Source organism: Massilia paldalensis (assembly GCF_044901715.1).
Lineage (GTDB): Bacteria > Pseudomonadota > Gammaproteobacteria > Burkholderiales > Burkholderiaceae_D > Telluria > Telluria paldalensis.
In genome coordinates this window covers 561566-581613 of sequence record NZ_JBJCIU010000002.1, presented here as the reverse complement: position 1 = coordinate 581613, position 20048 = coordinate 561566, and the positions used below count along the sequence as shown (strand labels likewise).

Genomic DNA, 20048 nt, shown 5'->3' with positions numbered 1-20048 from the left:
TGATCGAACGACCGGAGATTACCACTTTTTCGCGGCCCAGCCTTAGCCGGGGCTTATTTTTGCATTTGCTTACCGAAGTAACCAACATTCGGGGTCAGAGCACATTTCTGGCCAAATTCGGGGTCAGAGCACATTTTTGGACAATAGTTCTGTGGCCACTTTCGTATCGCCGTTCGATTCCTGATATGCCATCAGCGGACGGGCAGCCAACCAAGTCGCAAGATGCAACCTTTAGCTTAAAGTGCTCTGACCCCGAATTTTCCCGATATTGTGCTCTGACCCCGAATTAGGGGTTAGAAGTCGTAGCGCGCCGACAGTTTCAGCTGGCGGCCGTCGCTCGGGTAGATGCCGGAGCGGCAGCCGAAGGCGTTGCTGAAGTAGTGGCGGTCGGCCAGGTTCAGCCCCGCCGCCGCCAGTTCCCAGGCGCCCAGCTTGATCGCGTAGCGCGCGTCGACGGTGGCGTAGGACGGGATGCGTGCGGCGCAGGCGTTGGTGAAGTCGCTGCCGTAGCGCTGGCTGTCGACCCACTGCACGCCGGCATCGGCCGACTGGCCATTGCCCGGCACCCAGGAAACGCGTGCCGTCAGCACGTTCTTCGGCACCAGCACCAGCTCGCGGCCCGCGTTCGGACCGTCGGTGAACTTGGCGACCACGTGCTGCAGGTGGGCGCTGGCGCGCCAGTCGCGGGCGATGGCGGCCTCGGCGTCGATCTCGACGCCTTCGCGGCGGGTCGGGTCGAGGTTGGTGTTGGCGCCCCAGCCGCCCAGCAGCGTCGGGTCGTAGAAGATCTCGTTGTTCAGCTTGTGGCGGAAGGCGCGCGCCGTCAGCTTGCGCCGGGCGTCGCCCAGGGTCGCGCCGAATTCCAGGTCGTGCGAGGTCTGCGCCTCGAGGATGTCGGCGCTGTCGCGGTAGCCGTTCTCGTCGACGTTGGCCACGCGGTAGCTCTGCCCCGCCTTGACATACAGTTCCAGCAGCGGCTGCACGCGGTAGCTGGCCTGCGCTTCCCAGGCGTTCTGCGACTGCGAGCGGTCTTCCGCCGCCGCGCCCGCCAGCACGTCGGCGTAGTCCTTGTCGAAGGTCTCGTGGCGCGCGCCGATGGCGATGCGGCCGTCGTGGGCCGGGTCGAAGCGCAGCTCGTTGCGGAAGTACACGGCCTTCGAGGTCTGGCTCGCGTCCGCGCTGGAGAAGTCGGATGTCGTCTCGCGCTTCCAGCGGATCGCGTCGACGCCGACCACCAGCTCGTCGAGCATGCCGCCGACGGCGCCGACCCAGCGCGCGCGCGGCGAGAACTGGTCCTGGCGGCCGTCGTAGGCGCTGATCGAGGTGTAGTCGGTGAGGTAGTTGGAACGCACCCTGCGCTCGCGATGCGACAGTTCGGCGGCCAGGTCGACGTTGCCGATGCGGTATTCGCCGAAGGCGCTGACGCGGTCGGTGTCGAGCGAGCCGAAGTCCTTCTGCGTCAGCGACTGACGCGGATTGTCGTCGAACTGTTCCAGCGTCAGCGAGCCCGGCAGGCGCGAATCCTGGCGCGCGCTTTCCACGCGCAGGCCGGCGCGGCCGCCGTCGAAGCGGGTCTGCACGCCCAGCGAGAACGTGGTCTGGTCGAAGTCGCTGTTGTCGCGGTAGTTATTGCTGCCCTGGCGCGCGATGCTCAGGTCGGCGCCGACGGGGCCGGTGACGGCCGACAGCGAGGCGCGTACGTCGTGCTCGCGGAACTGCCCGGCCTCGGCGAACACGGAACCGTGCAAGCCCTGCTCGCGCGCGCGGCGCGTATGGATCTGGATCACGCCGCCGGTGGCGCCTTCGCCGTACAGCACGCTGCCGCCGCCGCGCACGATCTCGATGCGTTCGACGGTGTCGATGGGAATCGTCGACAGCACGGTATTGGCGAGTTCGTTCTCGTTCAGGCGCACGCCGTCGACCATGATCACCATGTTCTGCGCGCTGTTGGTGCCGAAGCCGCGCAGGTCGAGCGCGAAGTCGGGCGAGGAATCCAGGCTCTGGCGGCCGAACACGCCGCCGATCTTGCGGATGGCGGCATTGACGTCGTTGACGCCGGCGCGGCGGATGTCGTCCTGGGTGATGACGGTGGCGCCGATCGGCTGGAGCTGGTCGACGCTCGGGAAGCGGGCGCCCGTGATGACGACGGTGGACGGATCGGACTGGGCCATGGCGGAGGCGCCCAGCAGGGCGGACAGGGCGAAGGCGCAGGCCAGCGCGAGCGGCTTGACGGCCGGCGCGCTACCGGAGGAGGCAGCTTGGTTCATTGAGTATTGTTCGAATTCGGTCGTTTGCACCGGCGCGCGTCCCCGCACGCCGGCAAGCATGGAAGCGGCGGCGCACGGCCGGCTTCCCCCTCGTCTGGCCGGTATCCGGGCTGGCAAGACGGACCGCCCCGCCTTCCCGTGCGCGCGGCGCGGTGGCTGTCGGGGTGGCTTGTCGCGGCATGGGGCCATGCGGCGATGCTTGCTTACCGTTGCGGGGGCAGCACAGGTTGGCGCGTCGCCGGGGGCGGACGCGCTCCATGTTTCCCGTTTAACTTGCGCGAGACGCGCGGGAGCACCAGAACCGGCGAATTATACCTGCCCATTCGCCGTCCTCCCATGCATTCCAGCCAGGGTTTCGCGCATTCCATCGCAAAAACCGCCTGTTCGCCCGGCAACTCCTCTATAGTCGTCACAACAACATGATACGAAGGGGTTCTTGCATGCGTTTGCGTTTCAACCCGACGCCCGGAGGCTGGCTGCGCGCCGGCGCCATCGGCGTATTGCTGGCAGCGGGCGCCGTGGGCGTCACCATCGCCGCCAACCACCTGGCCGCGCCCGCGACACCATCGGCCGCGTCCGCCGCCGTTCCCGCGGCGCCGGCCCCGTCCGCCGACGGCATCGCGCTGGCCGCACCGGACGCCGCCGCCGTGCGTGTGGCGAGCAGCCCGGATGCCTGGGGCGGGATCCGCACGGGCACGGAAGCGACGCTGTCCGACCGCGTCGTCCACTACGACATCGACGCCACCCTCGACCCGGACAAGCACACGGTGACAGGCCGCCAGAAGCTCACCTGGCGCAACCGGAGCCAGGTGGCCGTGAAAAGCGTTTACCTGCACCTGTACATGAATGCCTTCGAAGGCAGCGGCAGCACCTTCTTCACCGAGAAGCTGCAGCGCGACGCCGCGTTCCGCTCCGGCGTCGACATCAAGGAAGGCGAATGGGGCCACATCGCGCTGCAATCGGTGGCCCAGGCCGGCGCCAGGGTGCCCTGGACCTTCGTCCACCCGGACAACGGCCCCGCCACCGACCACACCGTCGTGCGCTTCGACCTGCCCGCCGCCGTGGCGCCGGGCGCGTCCACGACGCTGGACATCGACTTCCTAACCAAGCTGCCGCGCGTGATGGCGCGCACCGGCTACTTCGGCAGTTTCCACCTGGTGGGCCAGTGGTTCCCGAAGATCGGCGTGCTGGAACTGCCGGGCGAACGGGGCGCCACCGCGCCGCGCTGGAACGTCCACGAGTTCCACCTGAATTCCGAGTTCTACGCCGACTTCGGCAGCTACGACGTGCGCATCACGGCGCCCAAGGCCTATACCGTCGGCGCCACCGGCGAACGCCAGGGCGCGCCGGTGGAAAAGAACGGCATGCTGACCCATCGCTACGTGCAGGGCGACGTCCATGACTTCGCCTGGACGGCCGACAAGCGCACCGCGAAACCGCTGGTCGACACCTGGACCGGTCCGGGCAGCCCGCCCGTGACCATCACCGTGCTCTATCCGCCCGAATACGAGGCGAGCGCGAAACCGGCGCTGAAGGCGTCCAAGGATTCGCTGACCTATTTCTCGAACACGCTGGGGCCCTATCCGTACAAGACGCTGACCGTCGTGATCCCGCCGCACAACGCCGAGGAAGCGGGCGGCATGGAATACCCGACCTTCTTCACGGCCGAGGGCTACGCCAACGTCGATCCCGGCACCATCAACCAGTACGGCCTGGACTTCGTCACCATCCACGAATTCGGCCACGGCTATTTCTACGGCATCCTGGCCTCGAACGAATTCGAGGAACCGATGCTGGACGAAGGCCTGAACGAATTCTGGGACGACCGCATGCTGCGCGACCGTGGCCAGGCGATCTTCGCCACCACGCCGCGCCTGCGCAAGCTGGGCTTCGCGCCGAGCTTCCCCGTGTTCGACGTCGAGCGCCTGGCCGCGCCGCGCAACGACCCGGCCGACCCCGTCGGCCAGAACGCCTACGACCGCCTGCAGGACATCGGCCCCGTCTACACGCGCACCGCCATCCTGATGCGCGACCTGGAAGCGCGGATCGGCAAGGAAGCCACCGAACGCGCCTTCAAGGAATACTACCGGCGCTGGAAGTTCCGCCACCCGAGCGCGGCCGACCTGCGCGAGACGCTGGCCGAGGTGACGGGCCAGCGCGCCGCCATCGACGCCATGTTCGACCAGCAGGTGTATGCGAGCGCGCGGATCGACGACCGCATCGGCGAACTCACGAGCCGCGAAGTGCTGCCGGTCCCGGGCACGCGCCAGGCCGGCGCCAACTGGGTCGAGGACAAGCAGGCCGACCTCGACAAGCGCATCGAAGACACCCGCGCGCAATGGAAGAAGGCGCATCCGAAGGCCAGGGAAGGCACGGGCCCCTACCCCTACCGCACCGAGGTGCTGGTGCGCCGCTACGGCGCCGCCGTGCCGCAGACGCTGGTCGTGAAATTCGCCGACGGCAGCAGCGAGACGGTGCGCTGGGACGCCAACGAAAAATGGCACAAGTTCAGCTGGACCAGGCCGACCAGGGCCGTCTCGGCCGAGCTCGACCCGCAGCGCGTCCACTACCTCGACACGAGCAAGCTGGACGACAGCCGCACCATCGAGGCCGACGGCAGCGCCAGCCGGCGCTGGAGCATGGATGTCGCCAGCGTCGTCCAGTACCTTCTTTCCCTGGTCGCGAACGTATGATGAGCACCCATTCGACCCTGGAAGCCCCTTCGCTGGCCTCCCACCACGCCACGCTGCCGCGCCGCGCCGGCTTCGCCACCGCCCTGCGCAGCACGGGCGCCGCCCTGCAATGGCGCCTGCTGCTGTGGTGGGCGATCCTGCTGCTGCTGCCGACCATCGTGGCCGCCCTGCCCCTGTGGCAGTTGCTGTCCGCCAGCCTCGACCACTCGGTCCACGCCGCGCGCCTGGCCGAGAAGCTCGACATGCTGGCCATCTCGGACCTGCTGGTGGTCGGCCGCGAACGCCACGGCGCCGCGCTGGGCAGCGGCGGCATCGTCGCGCTGGCGCTGACGCTGCTGCTGTCCCCGCTGCTGACGGGCATGACCATGGCCGCCGTACAGGCCCAGCAACAGGCACCACAGCGCCTGCGCTTCGTACCCTTGCTGTCCGCCGGCGCCGCCCACTACGGCCGCCTGCTGCGCATGCTGGTGTGGGCCGTGGTGCCGCTGGGGATCGCGGGTGCCGTCGCCGGCATGGCCTTCAATGCCGCCGGCAAGACGGCCGAGACGGCGATCCTGGAAGCGGACGCCAGCCACGCCTCGCACCTGGCCATGGTGGCGACCGTGATCCTGCTGGTCCTCGTCCACGCCAGCATCGATGCCGGCCGCGCCATCCTCGGCAACGCGCCGCAGCGCCGCTCCGCGTTCCTGGCCTGGTGGGGCGGCGTGAAGCTGCTGCTGCGCCGCCCCGTGTCCGTGCTGGGCAGCTACGTCGTCGTCACGGCCATCGGCCTGGCCGTCGCCGCCGCGCTGCTGCTGGCCCGCATGCACGTGCCGGCGCTGGGCGCGGGCGGCACCGTGGCGGCCTTCCTGCTGACGCAGCTGGGCGTGGTCGTGCTGGGATGCATGCGCGGCGCGCGCCTGGCGGCGCTGATGGCACTGGCGCGTTAGGAAGCTCGACCGAAAAACCGTCGCCCCCGCGCAGGCGGGGGCCCAATTTCCTCCCGCGGCCCCGTAGGATGGGCATCACATGCCCACCGCCCAACGCACGCCCCGCGGATCGGCTACCATGGACGCTTTCAAGCCGTCGAAGGAGCCGCCATGTCCCACCTGCCCACCTATTTCGTCTCGCACGGAGGCGGCCCGTGGCCATGGATGAAGGAGCAGTACGGCCCCACCTACGACAAGCTGGCCGCCTCCCTGGTCGACATCCGCCGCCAGGTCGGCCAGCGCCCGAAGGCGATCCTCGTCGTGACGGCGCACTGGGAAACGGAGGGCGGGTTCAAGGTCTCGTCCGGCGCCGCGCCCGGCATGATCTACGACTACGGCGGCTTCCCGCCGCACACCTACGAGATCCGCTACCCGGCGCCGGGCGACCCGCAACTGGCGGCGCGCGTGGCGCAATTGCTGAACGACGCCGGCCAGCCGACCACGCTCGACGCCGAGCGCGGTTTCGACCACGGCACCTTCTCGATGCTGGCCCCGATCTATCCGGATGCGGACGTCCCCGTCGTGCAGCTGTCGATCCGCCGCGACTACGACCCCGCCACCCACCTGGCCGTCGGCCGCGCCCTGGCGCCGCTGCGCGACGAGGGCGTGCTGATCCTGGGCAGCGGCCTGTCCTTCCACAACCTGCGCCTGTTCGGCCAGGGCGGCGCCCTCGCCTCCAGCGCCTTCGACACCTGGCTGCAGCACGTGCTGCTGGAATTGTCGCCCGAGGACCGCGAGCAGGCCCTGCTGCACTGGAGCGAGGCCCCGTACGCCCGCCACGCGCATCCGCGCGAGGATCACCTGGTGCCGCTGTGGGTGGTGCTGGGTGCCGCCGAACGGGAAGAGACGGCGTGCGTGTACCACGAAGAGCATTTCTTCGGCGGATTGACGGTGTCGAGTTTCAGGTTCGGGGCAGCGCCGGAGAAATGAGGTACGGTGCCCGGAGCCGGCGACGAACCGGCACCCGGGATATCAAGTGCCGCGCTTGCCGCGCGCCGCTTCCTCGGCCTTGCGCGCCGCCTTCTCCGCCGCGATGCGCGCCTTTTCTTCCATCTCGATGCGGTGGCGTTCCAGCGCCTCGGCGCGGCTGCTCGGGGTTTCCAGGCTGATGCGGCCCAGCGCGCCGCTGCGGTAGTCGACCAGCAGCGTGTGCGCCGCCTTTTCATAGTCGTAGTCGCCGCCGCGCACGCGGAAGGCGCGCTTCTGGGCCACGCCTTCGATCACGCCGAAGCCGTCCAGGCCCTCGGTCTTGAAGCCGTAGCGGGCGGTCAGCAGCTGCGGATAGCGCTCGAGCAGGAAGCCGCCCAGGAATTCCGCCACTTCTTCCTCGATCACGGCATTGGTGCCGACGGCGTGGCTGGCGGCCAGCATCAGGCCGTCGCTCTCCATCGCGATCTTCGGCCACAGCATGCCCGGGGTGTCGACCAGCACCGTGTTCTTGTCCAGGTAGAGCTTTTGCTGGGCCTTGGTGACGGCCGGCTCGTCGCCGACCTTGGCCACGCGCTTCTTCAGCAGGGCGTTCATCAGCGTCGACTTGCCCACGTTGGGAATGCCCATGATCATGATGCGCAGCGGCTTGGTCGGCACGCCGCGGTGTGGCGCCAGCGCCTTGCACAACTCGGGAATCTTCGCCACGTCGGCCGGCTTCTTGGTCGTCATCGGATACGCGGTGACGCCGTCCTGGGCGTCGTACCAGGCGGCCCAGGCGGCGGTGGCGGCGGGGTCGGCCAGGTCGGTCTTGTTCAATACCTTCAGGCAGGGCTTGTTGCGGAACTTGCGCAGTTCCTCGACCATCGGGTTGCTGCTCGCCTGCGGCAGGCGCGCATCCAGTACCTCGATGACCACATCGGTGTTTTCCATCTGCTCCGCGGCCTGCTTGCGGGCGGCGGCCATGTGGCCCGGGAACCATTGTATCGACATGCTTGATCTCTAAAATTCTGCTTCAAACCGCTATTTTACGCTGGCGCGAGACAATGAACGGCGGCAGATGGCGGGAAAGCACGGTCGACGGGACGGGAAACAACGGCGCCGGGCGGCCACCGTGGGACCACTGTGCGACCACTGTGCGGCATCGTCAAGGCGATGCGCAGGCGCTCGGCGGCAGGGGCGCGGTGGGGTCGAAGGCGGCCAGACGGGAACGTGTCTCCTTGAGTTCGCGGGCGAACTCGGTGAGATAGCGCGTCCTTTCCTCGCTCTGCCATTCGGCGTCGGACAGGCCGCCGGGATCGCGCACGGTCCCCGTCGCCACCCTGCCCTGCAGGCGCGGCAGCAGCGCGCGGTCCGGGTCGCGGTCTTCCCTGAGCAGGTAGCCTTCCACGTCGCGCAGCGTGAGCGGCAGCGCGGCCTGGCCGTCGCGCACCAGCTTGCCGAACGCGGGCAGCAGGACCTCGTTCGGCCCCGGGCCCAGCACCTCGTTGAAGGTCAGGAGCGCGAATGGCCGGCCGAGCGCGTCGTCGACGCGGCCGCTGACGATGTAGCGGCCGGCCTGGCGCACGTCCAGCGGCAGGCGGAAGGCCAGCGCGCCGTCTTCGACCACCTCGCGCGCGGGGCCCGTCCACACGGCCGGCAGCTGCGGCGAATACACGACGTCGAACTGCACCACGCCGCTCCTGCCGCCGGCGTTGAAGCGCACCTCGGTGCGGATGGTGCCGTCGAACCCAGCCAGCGGCCCGTGGCCCGGCGCCAGCATGCCCGTGAAGACGCCGTCCTCCGCCCTCGCATCGGGCGCCGCGCCGTCGTCGGCGAACGGGATCGCCAACTGGCCGTTCGGACGCGTGCCGACGATCGTGACACCCTGCGCCACGGCACGGGTGACCACCAGCGGCAGCACGTTGCCGCCTGCGTCGGCGGCCTGCAGCGCGAGCGTGGCCGATTCGCCGCTGGCCAGGTAGACGCGCGACTGCGACGTGCGCACCTGCACGCGCTCGTCGGCGCCGCCGCCGTCCAGCCGCAGCGCGCCCGCCGACATCACCGGGTCGTTGGGCCGGTCCTGGTCCGCGCGCTCGGCGATGGGGCGCGATTCCGGCGGATAGCGGGTCGCCGCCGCATAGCTGCAATACGTGCGGTCGGCCAGCTGCCATTGCGCCAGCAGGCGGCGGCGCTGAGCGTCGCGTGCCTCGGGCACCTGAGGCGCGGGCGGAATCGGCGACAGCGGCGTGGCCGGCGGTGCGGCCGGCGCGCGCGCCTGGGCCGCTCCGGCGGAAGGCGCGTCGCGGTCCGCCGTCAGCCACAGCGCCGCGCCCAGCGCCAGCGCCGCGGCGACGAGGGGTCTAGCGCGCACTGTCGACCATCGCCTCCCTGACCAGGGACACGACGCCGCCCCAGTTGCCTTCCGTGTAGTGGCGGTAGTCCTCGCCGTCGTCGCGGAAGACGACCTCGTGGTAGGCCCACTTGGCGCGGCCGCCCTGGTTCGGCCCTGCGCCCAGCGTAAGGTCGTTGCAGAACCAGTCGCCCGGGTTGCAGAAGGCCGCGCCCGACCTGCCCGACACGCCGCCGGCGCTGTGGTAGGCCTCGACCTCGTCGTCCTGGCCCGGCAGGATGCTCGAGTACACCGTCCCCCGGGCACCCGCATACATGTAGAACCAGATGCCGCGCGTGGCGTTGTGGTCGTACATCGCGCGCGCGGTCGTCGTGCGCAGGTCCTGCACGAGCGATTCGGACGTCGTCCAGGAACCGATGTCGGCCAGCTCGGAGCCGCCGCCGGAGCCGGCCGCCGCGCGCACCCACCTGATGTTCCAGCCTGTCTGCGTGCTGCCGTCCAGGTTGCCGCAGACGCCGGCGCCGTTCGCCACCGCGTTCTTCTTCACGCGCGTGGAGCCGCCATAGTTCGCGAGCGTGTAGCCGAACAGCAGGTCGCCGGCGCTGTGCGTGGCGACATAGCACCAGTTGGCGCCCGTGCAGAAGCAGTCGAGGGCGTCGCGGATGCGCGGGCTGGCCGCCGCGATGCTGCTGCGCCCGTCCCAGTTGACGGCCTTCTTGTTGACGCCGGCCGGCGTCGAGGCCGGGCCCCAGTAGGTGAAGCTGTCGTAGTTGCCGACGATGCCGCCGCCCGTGCGGCCGTTGATCCACAGCGTGTAGTTGGTCGCCGACGCCAGCCCCGCAGCCGCGAGCAGGCAGAGCGCGGCGAACGCGCGCAGCAGTCCCATATCCCCTCCTCCATCGCCCCATGCCAGCGTTGGACGGCGCCGGAGCGCGGTGGTTCGCGCCCGAGGGCACATCGGAAAGAAGGCTTGATCCTGCTCGTGGTCCGGCAGCGCGGGACCGGCCGAGCCCGTCAGTCGAGCTCGGCCAGCGCCTTGACGTGGGCCACGACGCTGCGGCCCAGCGCGGACAGGGCGTAGCCGCCCTCGAGCACGCTGACGATGCGGCCCTCTGCATACTGCTTCGCGATCTCGATCGCCTTGTGCGTCATCCACACGTAGTCCGCCTCGACCAGGGCCATGCCGCCCATGTCGTCTTCCTTGTGGGCGTCGAAGCCGGCCGAGATGAACACCATCTGCGGGCGGAAGGCGTGCAGCGCCGGCATCCACTGCTCGTCGACCAGCTTCCTCACAACGTCGCTGCCGCTGTAGGCCGGCACGGGGATGTTGACGCTGGTGGCGGTCACGGCTTCCGGCTCGCAATACGGGTAGAACGGGTGGCGGAAGAAGCTGGCCATCAGCACGCGCGGGTCGTCGCGGAAGGATTCCGCCGTGCCGTTGCCGTGGTGGACGTCGAAATCGATGATGGCGACCCGCTCCAGGCCGTGCACGTCGAGCGCGTGGCGGGCCGCGATGGCGACGTTGTTGAACAGGCAGAAGCCCATCGGCTCGTTCGGACGCGCATGGTGGCCGGGCGGGCGCACGGAACAGAAGGCGTTGTCGATGGTGCCCGCGATGACGGCGTCGGTGGCGGCCACGGCGGCGCCGGCCGCGCGCAGGGCGGCGCGGTAGCTGTCCTTGCACAGCAGCGTGTCGCCGTCGAGCGGGTAATGTTCGCCGGCGGCGGCGGGCAGGTTGTCGCGCACCAGGTCGATGGCGCCCTGGCTGTGGTTGCGCAGGATGGCGGCTTCGTCGGCCAGCGGGGCACTGACGTGTTCGACGAGGCCGTCCAGGCGCGCCGAGATCAGCTGGTCCTCGATGGCGCGCAGCCGCGCGGGCGATTCCGGATGCCAGTCGCCCATCTCGTGCAGCGAACAGTCCGGGTGGCTGTAGATCGCTGTGCTCATGCTCGTCCGCTCTGTAGTTCGCTTCGTGGTTCGCTTCGTAGTTCGCTTCGTGCTGCGCTCATCCGTCAAGTCCCCAGCCATGCCGTTCTCGCTTAGAATCGCGCAGACGCATGGTATTCGAATAAAGATTACCGATGACGCTAATCTACCATGTGCACCCGCTCCGCGCACCTGCGGGCGCCGAACCAGACAGGAAGCTTTCCATGTTCAAGCAATTGCATGCCGCAGCGCGCCAGGTCAGCCAGGTCGTGGTCGGCAAGGACCAGCAGGTGCGCCTGGCGCTGACCTGCCTGCTGGCCGGCGGCCACCTCCTCATCGACGACGTCCCCGGCGTCGGCAAGACCACGCTGGCCCATGCGCTGGCTCTCACGCTGGGCCTGAAGTTCAACCGCGTGCAATTCACCAGCGATTTGCTGCCCGCCGACGTGGCCGGCATCTCCGTCTACGAGCGCGAAAAGAACGGCTTTTCCTTCCACCCCGGCCCCATCTTCACCCAGGTATTGCTGGCCGACGAGATCAACCGCGCCACGCCCAAGACCCAGTCCGGCCTGCTGGAAGCGATGGAGGAGCGCCAGGTCACGGCCGACGGCGTCACCCGGCCGCTGCCGGAACCGTTCTTCGTCATCGCCACCCAGAACCCGGCGCACCAGGTCGGCACCTTTCCCCTGCCCGAGTCCCAGCTCGACCGCTTCCTGATGTGCCTGTCGCTGGGCTACCCGGATGCCGCCGCCGAGCGGGCGCTGCTGATGGGAGAAGACCGCCGTGCGATGCTCAAGACGCTGCAGCCCGTCATGCAGCCGGACCAGCTGATGGAAGCCCGGCAGGCGCTGCGCGCGATCCACGCGTCCGGCGCCCTCGTCGACTACCTGCAGGCGCTGGCGCAGGCCTCGCGCTCGGGCAAGCTGTTCGCCGAAGGCCTGTCGCCGCGCGCCACGCTGGCGCTGCTGCAGGCGGCCAGGGCCTGGGCCGCGCTGGAAGGCCGCGACCACGTGATCCCGGAAGACATCCAGGCGCTGCTGGTCCCCGTGTGCGCGCACCGGCTGCGGCCGCTGAAGTCCGTGCACGGCACGGCGGTCGCCAGCCGCGACCTCGTGCTGCAGCTGCAGAAATCGGTCCCCGTCTAGCGATGGCCGACGCCGCTGCCGACACGGGAACCGGCTGGCTCGGGCGCCGCCGCAGCGCCTGGCGCGCCAGGGCCACGGCGCGCGACCGCGGCGACGTGCTGCTGGGCCAGCGCCGCGTCTACATCCTGCCCACGCGCGCGGGGCTGGGCTTCGGCGTGCTGCTGCTGGTCCTGCTGATCGGCTCCGTCAACTACAACCTCGGGCTGGGCTTCGGCCTGACGTTCGTCGCGGCCGGCTGCGCCGTGGCGGACATGCTGGCCACCTGGCGCAACCTGGCCGGCCTCACCCTGCGCGCGGGCCGCGCCCCGGACGTGTTCGCGGGCGAGGAAGCGCCGTTCGAGCTGCACGTGCTGAACGGCTCGCGCCTGGACCGCTACGCCGTCTGGATCGACTTCGAAGATGCGGCCACGCCGCGCCATGCGATCGACGTCGACGCGGGCGGCAGCGCGGCCGTCGTGCTGGGCGCGGCGAGCACCAAGCGCGGCTGGCTGGCGGCGCCGCGCGTGCGCGTCTCCACGCAATTCCCGCTCGGCCTGTTCCGCGCCTGGAGCTGGTGGCAGCCGGACAGCCGCGCCCTCGTCTATCCGTATCCGGAAGCCGATGCGCCGCCGCTGCCCGCCGACGGCCGTCCCGGGCCGGAAGGCAGCGGCAGCGCGGGCAGCGACGATTTCGCCGGCGTGCGCAGCTACCAGGCCGGCGATCCGCTGCGCCGCCTGGCCTGGCGCCAGATCGCGCGCCTCGATCCGGCGCTGGGCGGCCAGCTCCTCACCAAGCATTTCGAAGGCGGCAGCGCGGACGAACTGCTGCTCGACTTCGATGCCTTGCCGACCCGCCTGGACGTGGAGCTGCGCCTGTCGCGCCTGGCGCGCTGGGTGCTGGAAGCGGAAGGCCGCCCCCTCCCCTACGCGCTGCGGGCCGGCCGCAGCGAGATCGAACCCGCGCTCGGCGCCGCCCACCAGGCCGCGTGCCTGCGCGCGTTGGCCCTGTACGGCACGCCGGAGGCGCCATGAAGGCCGCCTTCGGCACGCAGTTCGCCACCCAGTTCGCCACGCTATCGCGCGACAAGCGCGATACCCTGCTCTTGATCGCCAGCAGCCTGCTGGTGCTGGCCCCGCACGCGCTGCACCTGCCCCTGTGGGTCAGCCTGGTGTGCGGCGCCATCCTGGCCTGGCGCGCCGCGCTGACGGTGCTGGGCCGGCGCCTGCCGCGCAACCTGGTGCTGGTGCCCATCGCCGCCGTCGCGATGGCCGGGGTGCAGCAGAGCTACGCCACGGTGCTGGGGCGCGACGCGGGCGTCGCGATGCTCGTGCTGCTGGTCGCCTTCAAGATGCTGGAGATGCATGCGCGGCGCGACCTGTTCGTGGTCGTGTTCCTGTGCTTCTTCCTCGTGCTGACCAATTTCTTCTATTCGCAGGGCATCGGCACGGCCATCCTGATGCTCGTCTCGATCGGGTTCCTGCTGGCCACGCAGATGTCATTCCAGCTCACGGGCAAGGTGCCGCCGCTGTCAGCGCGGCTGGCGAAGAGCGCGCGCATGCTGGCGTTCGCGGTGCCGCTGGCGGCGGCCGCCTTCGTCCTGTTTCCCCGTGTGGAAGGGCCGCTGTGGGGCTTGCCGGACGATGCGCGCAGCGGCAAGACAGGCCTGTCCGACACGATGGCGCCGGGCCAGATGGCCGACCTCGCCCAATCCGAAGACGTCGCGTTCCGCGTCAAGTTCGACGGCCCGCCGCCGCCCCAGCCCCAGCTGTACTGGCGCGGCCCCGTGCTGGGCAGCTACGACGGCAGGACCTGGACCCGCGTGCATCCGCTGCCGCCCCGCGACCGGGCGCAGCCGCTGGCCATCTCGGTGGCCGGCGCGCCGCTGCGCTACCAGGTCACGCAGGAGCCGTCGAATGCGCGCTGGCTGTTCGCGCTGGAAGTGCCGCGCGCGCTGCCGCAGCTGCCGGACCGCCCCGTCGGCGTGAGCGGCGAACTGGAGATCCAGGCTGCCGCGCCCATCACCGAGCGCGTGCGCTACGAGCTGGCGTCCTTCGTGCGCTACCGGCTGCAGGGGGCCGCCAGCCTGCCCGACAGCGAACGCTGGCTGCTGCTGCCCTGGGGCCGCAATCCGCGCGCGCTGGCCGAGGGCCGGCGCCTGCGCGACCGGCTGGACCCGGCCGGCCGCGTGCGCGCCGTGCTGGAGACTTTTTCAAAGGGCAGCTACGTCTACACGCTGCAACCGCCGCTGCTGCCCGGTCCCCATTCCATCGACGATTTCCTGTACGGCAGCCGCGCGGGCTTCTGCGAGCACTACGCGGGCGCCTTCGTGTTCCTGATGCGCGCGGCCGGCGTGCCGGCGCGCGTCGTGACGGGCTACCAGGGCGGCGACATGAACCCGCTCGACGGCTGGCTGACGGTGCGCCAGTCCGATGCCCATGCCTGGGCCGAGGTCTGGCTGGCCGAACGGGGCTGGGTGCGCGTCGACCCGACGGCGATGGTGGCGCCGGAACGCGTGCAGCGCAGCCTGGCGCGCGCGCTGCCCCCGCCGGCGCCCTTCGGCCTGGCGGGCCTGGGCCGCTTCCTGCAGCCCGCTCCCGATTCGCTGCTGGGCCGGGTGCGCTATGCGATCGCCGCCGCCAACAATGGCTGGAACCAGTGGGTGCTGAACTACACGCCGCGGCGCCAGCAAGACCTGATGTCGCGCCTGCAGAATGACTTGTTCCGATGGCAAGCCGTTGCCGTCATTGTCATTCTTTCTCTTGTGTTGTTAGTAGTCGGAAAATTCTCGGCCCGGCGGCGGGCGGACCCGGTCGATGCGCTATACTCGGCGCTGTGCAGGCGCCTGGGCCAGCTCGGCCTGCCGCGCGCGCCGGACGAAGGCCCGAGCGCCTATGCCGCGCGCCTCGCGGCCGCGCCGCTGGCGCCCCGGGCGCAGCAGGCCGCCGGCGAATTCCTGCAACGCTACAGCGCTTACCGCTACGCCGCGGCAGGCACGGCGTCGGCGGGCACCGCACTTGTTCCGATCCTGAAAGAGTTGCTGTCACGAGTTCGATGAAATCCTCCTTACCGCTGTTGCTCGCCCTGGCCATCGGTGCCGGGCCGGCAGCCGATGCGCTTGCCGCTTCCTCGCCATCCACGACCGCCACCGCGTCCACCAAACATGCCAAGGCTGGCAGCAAATCCGCCGCTAAAAGCGCGAAGGCCGCCAAGGCAGCGGCGGCCCGTCCGCGCATCGACTACGACGGCGAACAGGTCAATTTCAGCGAATGGCAGGCCGTGCGCGAGTTCGAGGACGAGATGGTCGAGCGCAACGGCTTCGAGCGGGGCGCCCTGCAAGACCTCGTCAAGCAGGCCCGCTTCATCGATTCCGCCGTCCAGCTCGTGAAACCGGCGCCGCCGGGCAAGCCGAAGAACTGGCAGGCCTACAGCAGCCGCTTCATCGAGCCGATCCGCATCAATGCCGGCGTGCGCTTCTGGAACGAGAACGCCGACACGCTCGCGCGCGCCGAGGCCACCTACGGCGTGCCGGCCGAGGTCATCGTCGGCATCATCGGCGTGGAAACGATCTATGGCCGCGACACGGGCCGCTTCCGCATCGTCGACGTGCTCACCACCCTCGCCTTCGCCTATCCGGAAGCGCCGAACCGCGCCGACCGCATGGCCTTCTTCCGCGGCGAACTGGAAAACACGCTGCTGCTGGCGCGCAAGGAAGGCATCGACCCGTTCTCGCTGCTGGGCTCCTTCGCGGGCGCCGTCGGCATGCCGCAATTCATGCCGGGCAATATCCTGAAATACGGGGTGGACTTCGACGGCGACGGCATCGTCGACTTGCGCAATTCCGCCCAGGACGCCATCGGCAGCGTGGCCCGCTTCCTGGTCGAGCACGGCTGGGAGCCGGACAACAAGGGACCGGCCGTGTTCGCGGCCGACGTCGCCCCGAGCATGGCATGGCAGCCGCTGCTGGGCGGCGGCCTGTCCGCCCGCTATCGTCCGGCCGAGCTGGCCAGCGCCGGCGTCGCACCCCGCACGCCCTTGCCGGAAGAGCGCCTGTATGGACTCGTCGACCTGCAGAATGGCGCAGACCCGACGGAGTATTGGGTCGCGAACAGTAACTTCTTTGCTATCACCCAATACAATCGGAGTTACTTCTATGCCATGTCAGTCCTTGAACTGGGCCGTGCTGTGAAGGCGGCACGCGGGATTTGACCTTGCTGCCGCAGAAACTTTGTATCAGTTTGTAACCGATTCGCCGGTGAAATCCGCACTTTGATGCAGCGGTGACAACGTTATACTCCCCGGGTGTATCCCTATTTCCGTTTTGTCAGTTCTACGAGGAAATAGAGGAAACATCCAAATACCCCCTTGCAAATTGTCATTCCTACACCCAATTCCTTAGTGTGCGGCGCTGCATTTCTAATTGCTTTAGAATTAAGTTTAAATAAAAAACAATTATTTTTTCAGTGACTTTGTGAGAGAATTGCACTGTAGCTATTGTTGCAGTCAGACAACGACCACAGACAATCGCGCAGTATCCTATTGCTCTTAAGTACTAAATTAGAAAAGACTTGTATAATTTAGTAGAAATTTTCGAAATCTTTCCTGATTCGAAAGTCGCTTGAGCTCCGACAACCAACTTAGGAATAGTGAATCATGACCAATCAAGTGGGTATTGACATGAACAGCGATTCGGAAAACGACGAACTGCTGCAATACAACCCGAACCGCCTGCTCGACACCCTGATCGAGAACCTGCGTTTGAAGAACGACGCCGCCCTGTCGCGCGCGCTGGAAGTGGCGCCGCCGGTGATCTCCAAGATCCGCCACCACCGCCTGCCGGTCGGTGCTTCGCTGCTGATCCGCATGCACGAAGTGTCGGACCTGTCGATCCGCGACCTGCGTTACCTGATGGGCGACCGCCGCGCCAAGTTCCGCATCAGCGACAAGCAGTTCAAGCCGAAGGACAAGGACAACGGCGGCGCCGGCGCCGAGCAGTAATCGTGGCACCGGACCGGACGGCGGCTTCGCGCCGCCGCACCGTCCTGCAGCACCGTACCATCTTGCCGCAATACCGTACGCCTGCCGTACGCTTCATGTCCGCCGACATCGCGGTCCACGCATGAGCGGCCGGCTTCACGCTCGAGAGCGATCGCTCTGCGCCGAGCATCCCAGCGCCTGAACCTCGCGCCGGGCATTTCTCCCTTATTCCATCAGGCCGGGAACACGCCCGTCGACAGGTAACGGTCGCCGCGGTCGCAGACGATGAACACGATCGTCGCATTCTCCACCGTCTGTGAAATGCGCAGGGCGATCTCGCAGGCGCCGGCGGCCGAAATGCCGCAGAAGATGCCTTCCTCGGCGGCCAGGCGGCGCGCCATCTGCTCGGCCGCGGCCTGGGTCACGCTTTCGACCTGGTCCACGCGGGCCTTGTCGAAGATCTTGGGCAGGTAGGCTTCCGGCCATTTGCGGATGCCCGGGATCGACGAGCCTTCTTCCGGCTGGGCGCCGATGATCTGGATCGCCGGGTTCTGCTCCTTCAGGTAGTGCGACACGCCCATGATGGTGCCCGTGGTGCCCATGGCGCTGACGAAGTGCGTGATGCGCCCCTCGGTGTCGCGCCAGATCTCGGGACCCGTGCTCTCGTAGTGGGCGCGCGGATTGTCCTCGTTGGCGAACTGGTCCAGGATGATGCCCTGGCCATCCTTCTGCATCTGCTCGGCCAGGTCGCGCGCGTATTCCATGCCGCCCGTCTTGGGCGTCAGGATGATCTGGGCGCCGTAGGCAGCCATGCTCTGGCGGCGCTCGATCGACAGGTTGTCCGGCATGACCAGCACCATCTTGTAGCCGCGGATCGCGGCCGCCATCGCCAGCGCGATGCCCGTGTTGCCGCTGGTCGCCTCGATCAGCGTATCGCCCGGCTTGATCTGCCCGCGCGCCTCGGCGCCGCGCAGCATCGACATGGCGGCGCGGTCCTTCACGGAGCCGGCCGGATTGTTCCCTTCGAGCTTGCCGAGGATGATGTTGTTGCGGGCCGCGGCATCCGCTCCCGGGATGCGCACCAGCTGCACCAGCGGGGTATTGCCGATCGTGTCTTCGATGGTCTTGTATGCCATTGCTTGCTCTTTGCGATATGCGTAAAGCGCCATTCTAAACCGGGACGGGATCGGACGTATCGGGCGGGCATGGTGGGCACGTGGCGCCTACGCCGGCCGCGCCCACCCTACGATCGGATGCATTCCGTAGGGCGGGCATAACATGCGCACCATGCCGTCGGCGGACCGTCAGCGTTGCGGCGACGGGTACGACGCGACGCTGACGTTGCCGTCCTTGTCCACGGCCTGCACGCCGAAGAACACATTGTCCTTCGACAGTTTCACCGTCGCTTCCGTGACGTTGCCGACCCATTGTGATCCCTGCCATTGCGCGGCCGTCGTGTCGCGCCAGACGATGCGGTAGCCGACGACGTCCGGTTCCGGATTCGGCGCCCAGCGCATCGTCGAGTCGTTCTCCAGCTTGGTCGTCATCATCCTGACCTGCTGCGGGGCGGCCGGGCCCAGCGCCAGCGTCGCCAGCGCGGCCGCGTTTACGCGCGCCACCTGGGCCGTGTACTTGAAGTCGACGAATTCCGGCAGGTCGCCGATCTGCTTGGCGCCCTCCTTGCGCACGACCTGGTGCTGGTGGTCGAAGTCCTCGTTCGGCTCCGTGAAGCGCAGCGCCGCGAAGCCCTGTTCCAGGAACGGCATGTGGTCGCCGCCGCGCAGGTAGCGGTCGGCGCGCTGGATCACGGACACCTTGAAGTTCGGCACGTAGCGCTCGCCCTGCTCCTTCACGTGGCGCGCCAGCTGGCGCGAGATCGAATCGTTCTCGCCGCCCGTACGCACCAGCGCGCGGTTGGCTTCGCTCAACTCCTTGGCCGAGGGGATGCCTTCGGCGAACAGGCGCACCTGGGTGTCGTCGACGCGGCCGTCGTCACTGCGCGAGCTGCCGATGATGTCGTTGGTGAACATGCCGGCGATGTTCAGGTTCTTTTCCTTCGCCGTCTTGGCGAAGTGGGCGGCGCCCAGCAGGCCCTGCTCTTCCGCCGCCACCGTCATGAACACGAGCGTCGCGTCGAAGTCGTGCTTCGCCATCACGCAGGCCATTTCCATCACGGCCGCCGTGCCGGACGCATCGTCGTTGGCGCCCGGCTGGAACGTCGTCGTGTCCATCACGTCATTGACGCGGGTGTCGTAGTGGCCGCTGACCACGTACATGCGGTCCTTGGACGCCGCCTGCCTGCCGGGCAGCGTCGCCACGACGTTGACGATCTCGGTCGGGCGCGAGATGCGTGCCGACACGGGCGCCACGTGGCTGTCGAAGGCGACCGTCATGCGGGTGCCGGCGCCGCAGCGCTCCAGCTCGGACTTGATCCAGCGGCGCGCGGCGCCGATGCCGGTCTTGTCCGAGGTCGTGTCGGACATCGTGTGGCGGGTCTGGAAGCTCACCAGCTTGCGGATATACCCCTCGATGCGCTGCGGCGAGATCTCGGCCACGATCCTGTCGACGTCGGGCTGGCGGCGCGCGGTATCCGGCTGCGCCGGCTGGGACTGCGTCGGCTGGTTCTGCGCCACCGCCACCTGCGCGGCGAAGGCGCAAGACAGGAAGAAGGCCAGGCGGGAGGGGGAAAGATGCTGCGTCATGGTTTCCTTGGGCTCGTTGTCGTTGTCATCAGCTCGGGGGAGCCTTGCCATCTTCTCATGCATGATGGACGACATGCAGTATTTACGGACACAAATACGAGCACAAACATACGAGCACAAACCGCCAACAAAAAA

Annotated in this window: 15 protein-coding genes and 1 riboswitch; of the genes, 8 read left to right on the top strand and 7 right to left on the bottom strand. The window is 68.5% G+C overall.

Annotated features, from left to right (window positions below; all coding sequences use genetic code 11):
- Positions 1-293: 293 nt before the first annotated feature.
- Positions 294-2267, bottom strand: coding sequence for a TonB-dependent receptor family protein (locus ACI1V7_RS12340; RefSeq protein ID WP_404532046.1), 1974 nt, complete (start codon positions 2265-2267; stop codon positions 294-296).
- Positions 2268-2346: 79 nt separating this feature from the next.
- Positions 2347-2582, bottom strand: a riboswitch (cobalamin riboswitch).
- Between the two features lie 125 nt (positions 2583-2707).
- Between ACI1V7_RS12340 and ACI1V7_RS12335 the strand changes: the two genes are divergently transcribed.
- From ACI1V7_RS12335 to ACI1V7_RS12325, 3 genes are all read left to right on the top strand, one after another.
- Positions 2708-4960 carry a M1 family metallopeptidase gene (locus ACI1V7_RS12335; RefSeq protein WP_404532045.1) on the top strand — a complete coding sequence of 751 codons (2253 nt, stop codon included), beginning with the start codon at positions 2708-2710 and terminating at the stop codon, positions 4958-4960.
- A complete protein-coding gene (locus ACI1V7_RS12330) occupies positions 4957-5889 on the top strand; it encodes a hypothetical protein (RefSeq protein ID WP_404532044.1) in 933 nt (310 codons plus the stop codon). The genes ACI1V7_RS12335 and ACI1V7_RS12330 overlap by 4 nt, the downstream gene beginning before the upstream one ends.
- A gap of 150 nt (positions 5890-6039) precedes the next feature.
- Complete coding sequence (locus ACI1V7_RS12325) at positions 6040-6858, top strand: DODA-type extradiol aromatic ring-opening family dioxygenase (RefSeq protein ID WP_404532043.1); 819 nt, start codon at positions 6040-6042, stop codon at positions 6856-6858.
- A gap of 42 nt (positions 6859-6900) precedes the next feature.
- Here ACI1V7_RS12325 and ylqF read toward each other — a convergent pair whose 3' ends face one another.
- The 4 genes from ylqF to ACI1V7_RS12305 form a co-directional block, all read right to left on the bottom strand.
- On the bottom strand, positions 6901-7848 hold the full coding sequence (gene ylqF, locus ACI1V7_RS12320) for a ribosome biogenesis GTPase YlqF (protein WP_404532042.1): 948 nt from the start codon (positions 7846-7848) through the stop codon (positions 6901-6903).
- Positions 7849-8002: 154 nt separating this feature from the next.
- On the bottom strand, positions 8003-9208 hold the full coding sequence (locus ACI1V7_RS12315; RefSeq protein ID WP_404532041.1) for a choice-of-anchor X domain-containing protein: 1206 nt from the start codon (positions 9206-9208) through the stop codon (positions 8003-8005).
- The gene (locus ACI1V7_RS12310; RefSeq protein ID WP_404532040.1) at positions 9198-10073 is read right to left on the bottom strand and encodes a hypothetical protein; all 876 of its coding nucleotides are present in this window, start codon (positions 10071-10073) and stop codon (positions 9198-9200) included. The genes ACI1V7_RS12315 and ACI1V7_RS12310 overlap by 11 nt, the downstream gene beginning before the upstream one ends.
- 128 nt (positions 10074-10201) lie before the next feature.
- Positions 10202-11134 (bottom strand): histone deacetylase family protein, encoded by a 933-nt coding sequence (locus ACI1V7_RS12305; protein ID WP_404532039.1) that lies wholly within the window; start codon positions 11132-11134, stop codon positions 10202-10204.
- A 203-nt stretch (positions 11135-11337) separates the two neighbouring features.
- Here ACI1V7_RS12305 and ACI1V7_RS12300 point away from each other — a divergent pair, with 203 nt between their 5' ends.
- The 5 genes from ACI1V7_RS12300 (at position 11338) to ACI1V7_RS12280 (ending at position 17232) form a co-directional block, all read left to right on the top strand.
- The gene (locus ACI1V7_RS12300) at positions 11338-12258 is read left to right on the top strand and encodes an AAA family ATPase (protein ID WP_404532038.1); all 921 of its coding nucleotides are present in this window, start codon (positions 11338-11340) and stop codon (positions 12256-12258) included.
- 2 nt (positions 12259-12260) lie between these two features.
- On the top strand, positions 12261-13268 hold the full coding sequence (locus ACI1V7_RS12295) for a DUF58 domain-containing protein (protein WP_404532037.1): 1008 nt from the start codon (positions 12261-12263) through the stop codon (positions 13266-13268).
- Positions 13265-15292, top strand: a complete 2028-nt coding sequence (locus ACI1V7_RS12290; RefSeq protein WP_404532036.1) for a transglutaminase TgpA family protein — start codon at positions 13265-13267, stop codon at positions 15290-15292. Before ACI1V7_RS12295 ends, ACI1V7_RS12290 begins: the two co-directional genes overlap by 4 nt.
- Positions 15289-16443 carry a lytic murein transglycosylase B gene (mltB, locus tag ACI1V7_RS12285; protein WP_404532035.1) on the top strand — a complete coding sequence of 385 codons (1155 nt, stop codon included), beginning with the start codon at positions 15289-15291 and terminating at the stop codon, positions 16441-16443. Before ACI1V7_RS12290 ends, mltB begins: the two co-directional genes overlap by 4 nt.
- Before the next feature lie 444 nt (positions 16444-16887).
- Positions 16888-17232, top strand: coding sequence for a hypothetical protein (locus ACI1V7_RS12280; protein ID WP_290411737.1), 345 nt, complete (start codon positions 16888-16890; stop codon positions 17230-17232).
- Positions 17233-17444: 212 nt separating this feature from the next.
- On the opposite strand, the gene cysM is transcribed toward ACI1V7_RS12280, so the two are convergent.
- A complete protein-coding gene (cysM, locus tag ACI1V7_RS12275) occupies positions 17445-18347 on the bottom strand; it encodes a cysteine synthase CysM (protein WP_404532034.1) in 903 nt (300 codons plus the stop codon).
- Positions 18348-18515: 168 nt separating this feature from the next.
- Positions 18516-19913 (bottom strand): M28 family peptidase, encoded by a 1398-nt coding sequence (locus ACI1V7_RS12270; protein WP_404532033.1) that lies wholly within the window; start codon positions 19911-19913, stop codon positions 18516-18518.
- Positions 19914-20048 lie beyond the last annotated feature (135 nt).

Excerpts from the sequence above, each read along its gene's own strand:
- ACI1V7_RS12340 (WP_404532046.1), bottom strand. The coding sequence starts at position 2,267 with ATGAACCAAGCTGCCTCCTCCGGTAGCGCGCCGGCCGTCAAGCCGCTC.
- ACI1V7_RS12335 (WP_404532045.1), top strand. The coding sequence starts at position 2,708 with ATGCGTTTGCGTTTCAACCCGACGCCCGGAGGCTGGCTGCGCGCCGGC.
- ACI1V7_RS12330 (WP_404532044.1), top strand. The coding sequence starts at position 4,957 with ATGATGAGCACCCATTCGACCCTGGAAGCCCCTTCGCTGGCCTCCCAC.
- ACI1V7_RS12325 (WP_404532043.1), top strand. The coding sequence starts at position 6,040 with ATGTCCCACCTGCCCACCTATTTCGTCTCGCACGGAGGCGGCCCGTGG.
- ylqF (WP_404532042.1), bottom strand. The coding sequence starts at position 7,848 with ATGTCGATACAATGGTTCCCGGGCCACATGGCCGCCGCCCGCAAGCAG.
- ACI1V7_RS12310 (WP_404532040.1), bottom strand. The coding sequence starts at position 10,073 with ATGGGACTGCTGCGCGCGTTCGCCGCGCTCTGCCTGCTCGCGGCTGCG.
- ACI1V7_RS12305 (WP_404532039.1), bottom strand. The coding sequence starts at position 11,134 with ATGAGCACAGCGATCTACAGCCACCCGGACTGTTCGCTGCACGAGATG.
- ACI1V7_RS12300 (WP_404532038.1), top strand. The coding sequence starts at position 11,338 with ATGTTCAAGCAATTGCATGCCGCAGCGCGCCAGGTCAGCCAGGTCGTG.
- ACI1V7_RS12295 (WP_404532037.1), top strand. The coding sequence starts at position 12,261 with ATGGCCGACGCCGCTGCCGACACGGGAACCGGCTGGCTCGGGCGCCGC.
- ACI1V7_RS12290 (WP_404532036.1), top strand. The coding sequence starts at position 13,265 with ATGAAGGCCGCCTTCGGCACGCAGTTCGCCACCCAGTTCGCCACGCTA.
- mltB (WP_404532035.1), top strand. The coding sequence starts at position 15,289 with ATGAAATCCTCCTTACCGCTGTTGCTCGCCCTGGCCATCGGTGCCGGG.
- ACI1V7_RS12280 (WP_290411737.1), top strand. The coding sequence starts at position 16,888 with ATGACCAATCAAGTGGGTATTGACATGAACAGCGATTCGGAAAACGAC.
- cysM (WP_404532034.1), bottom strand. The coding sequence starts at position 18,347 with ATGGCATACAAGACCATCGAAGACACGATCGGCAATACCCCGCTGGTG.
- ACI1V7_RS12270 (WP_404532033.1), bottom strand. The coding sequence starts at position 19,913 with ATGACGCAGCATCTTTCCCCCTCCCGCCTGGCCTTCTTCCTGTCTTGC.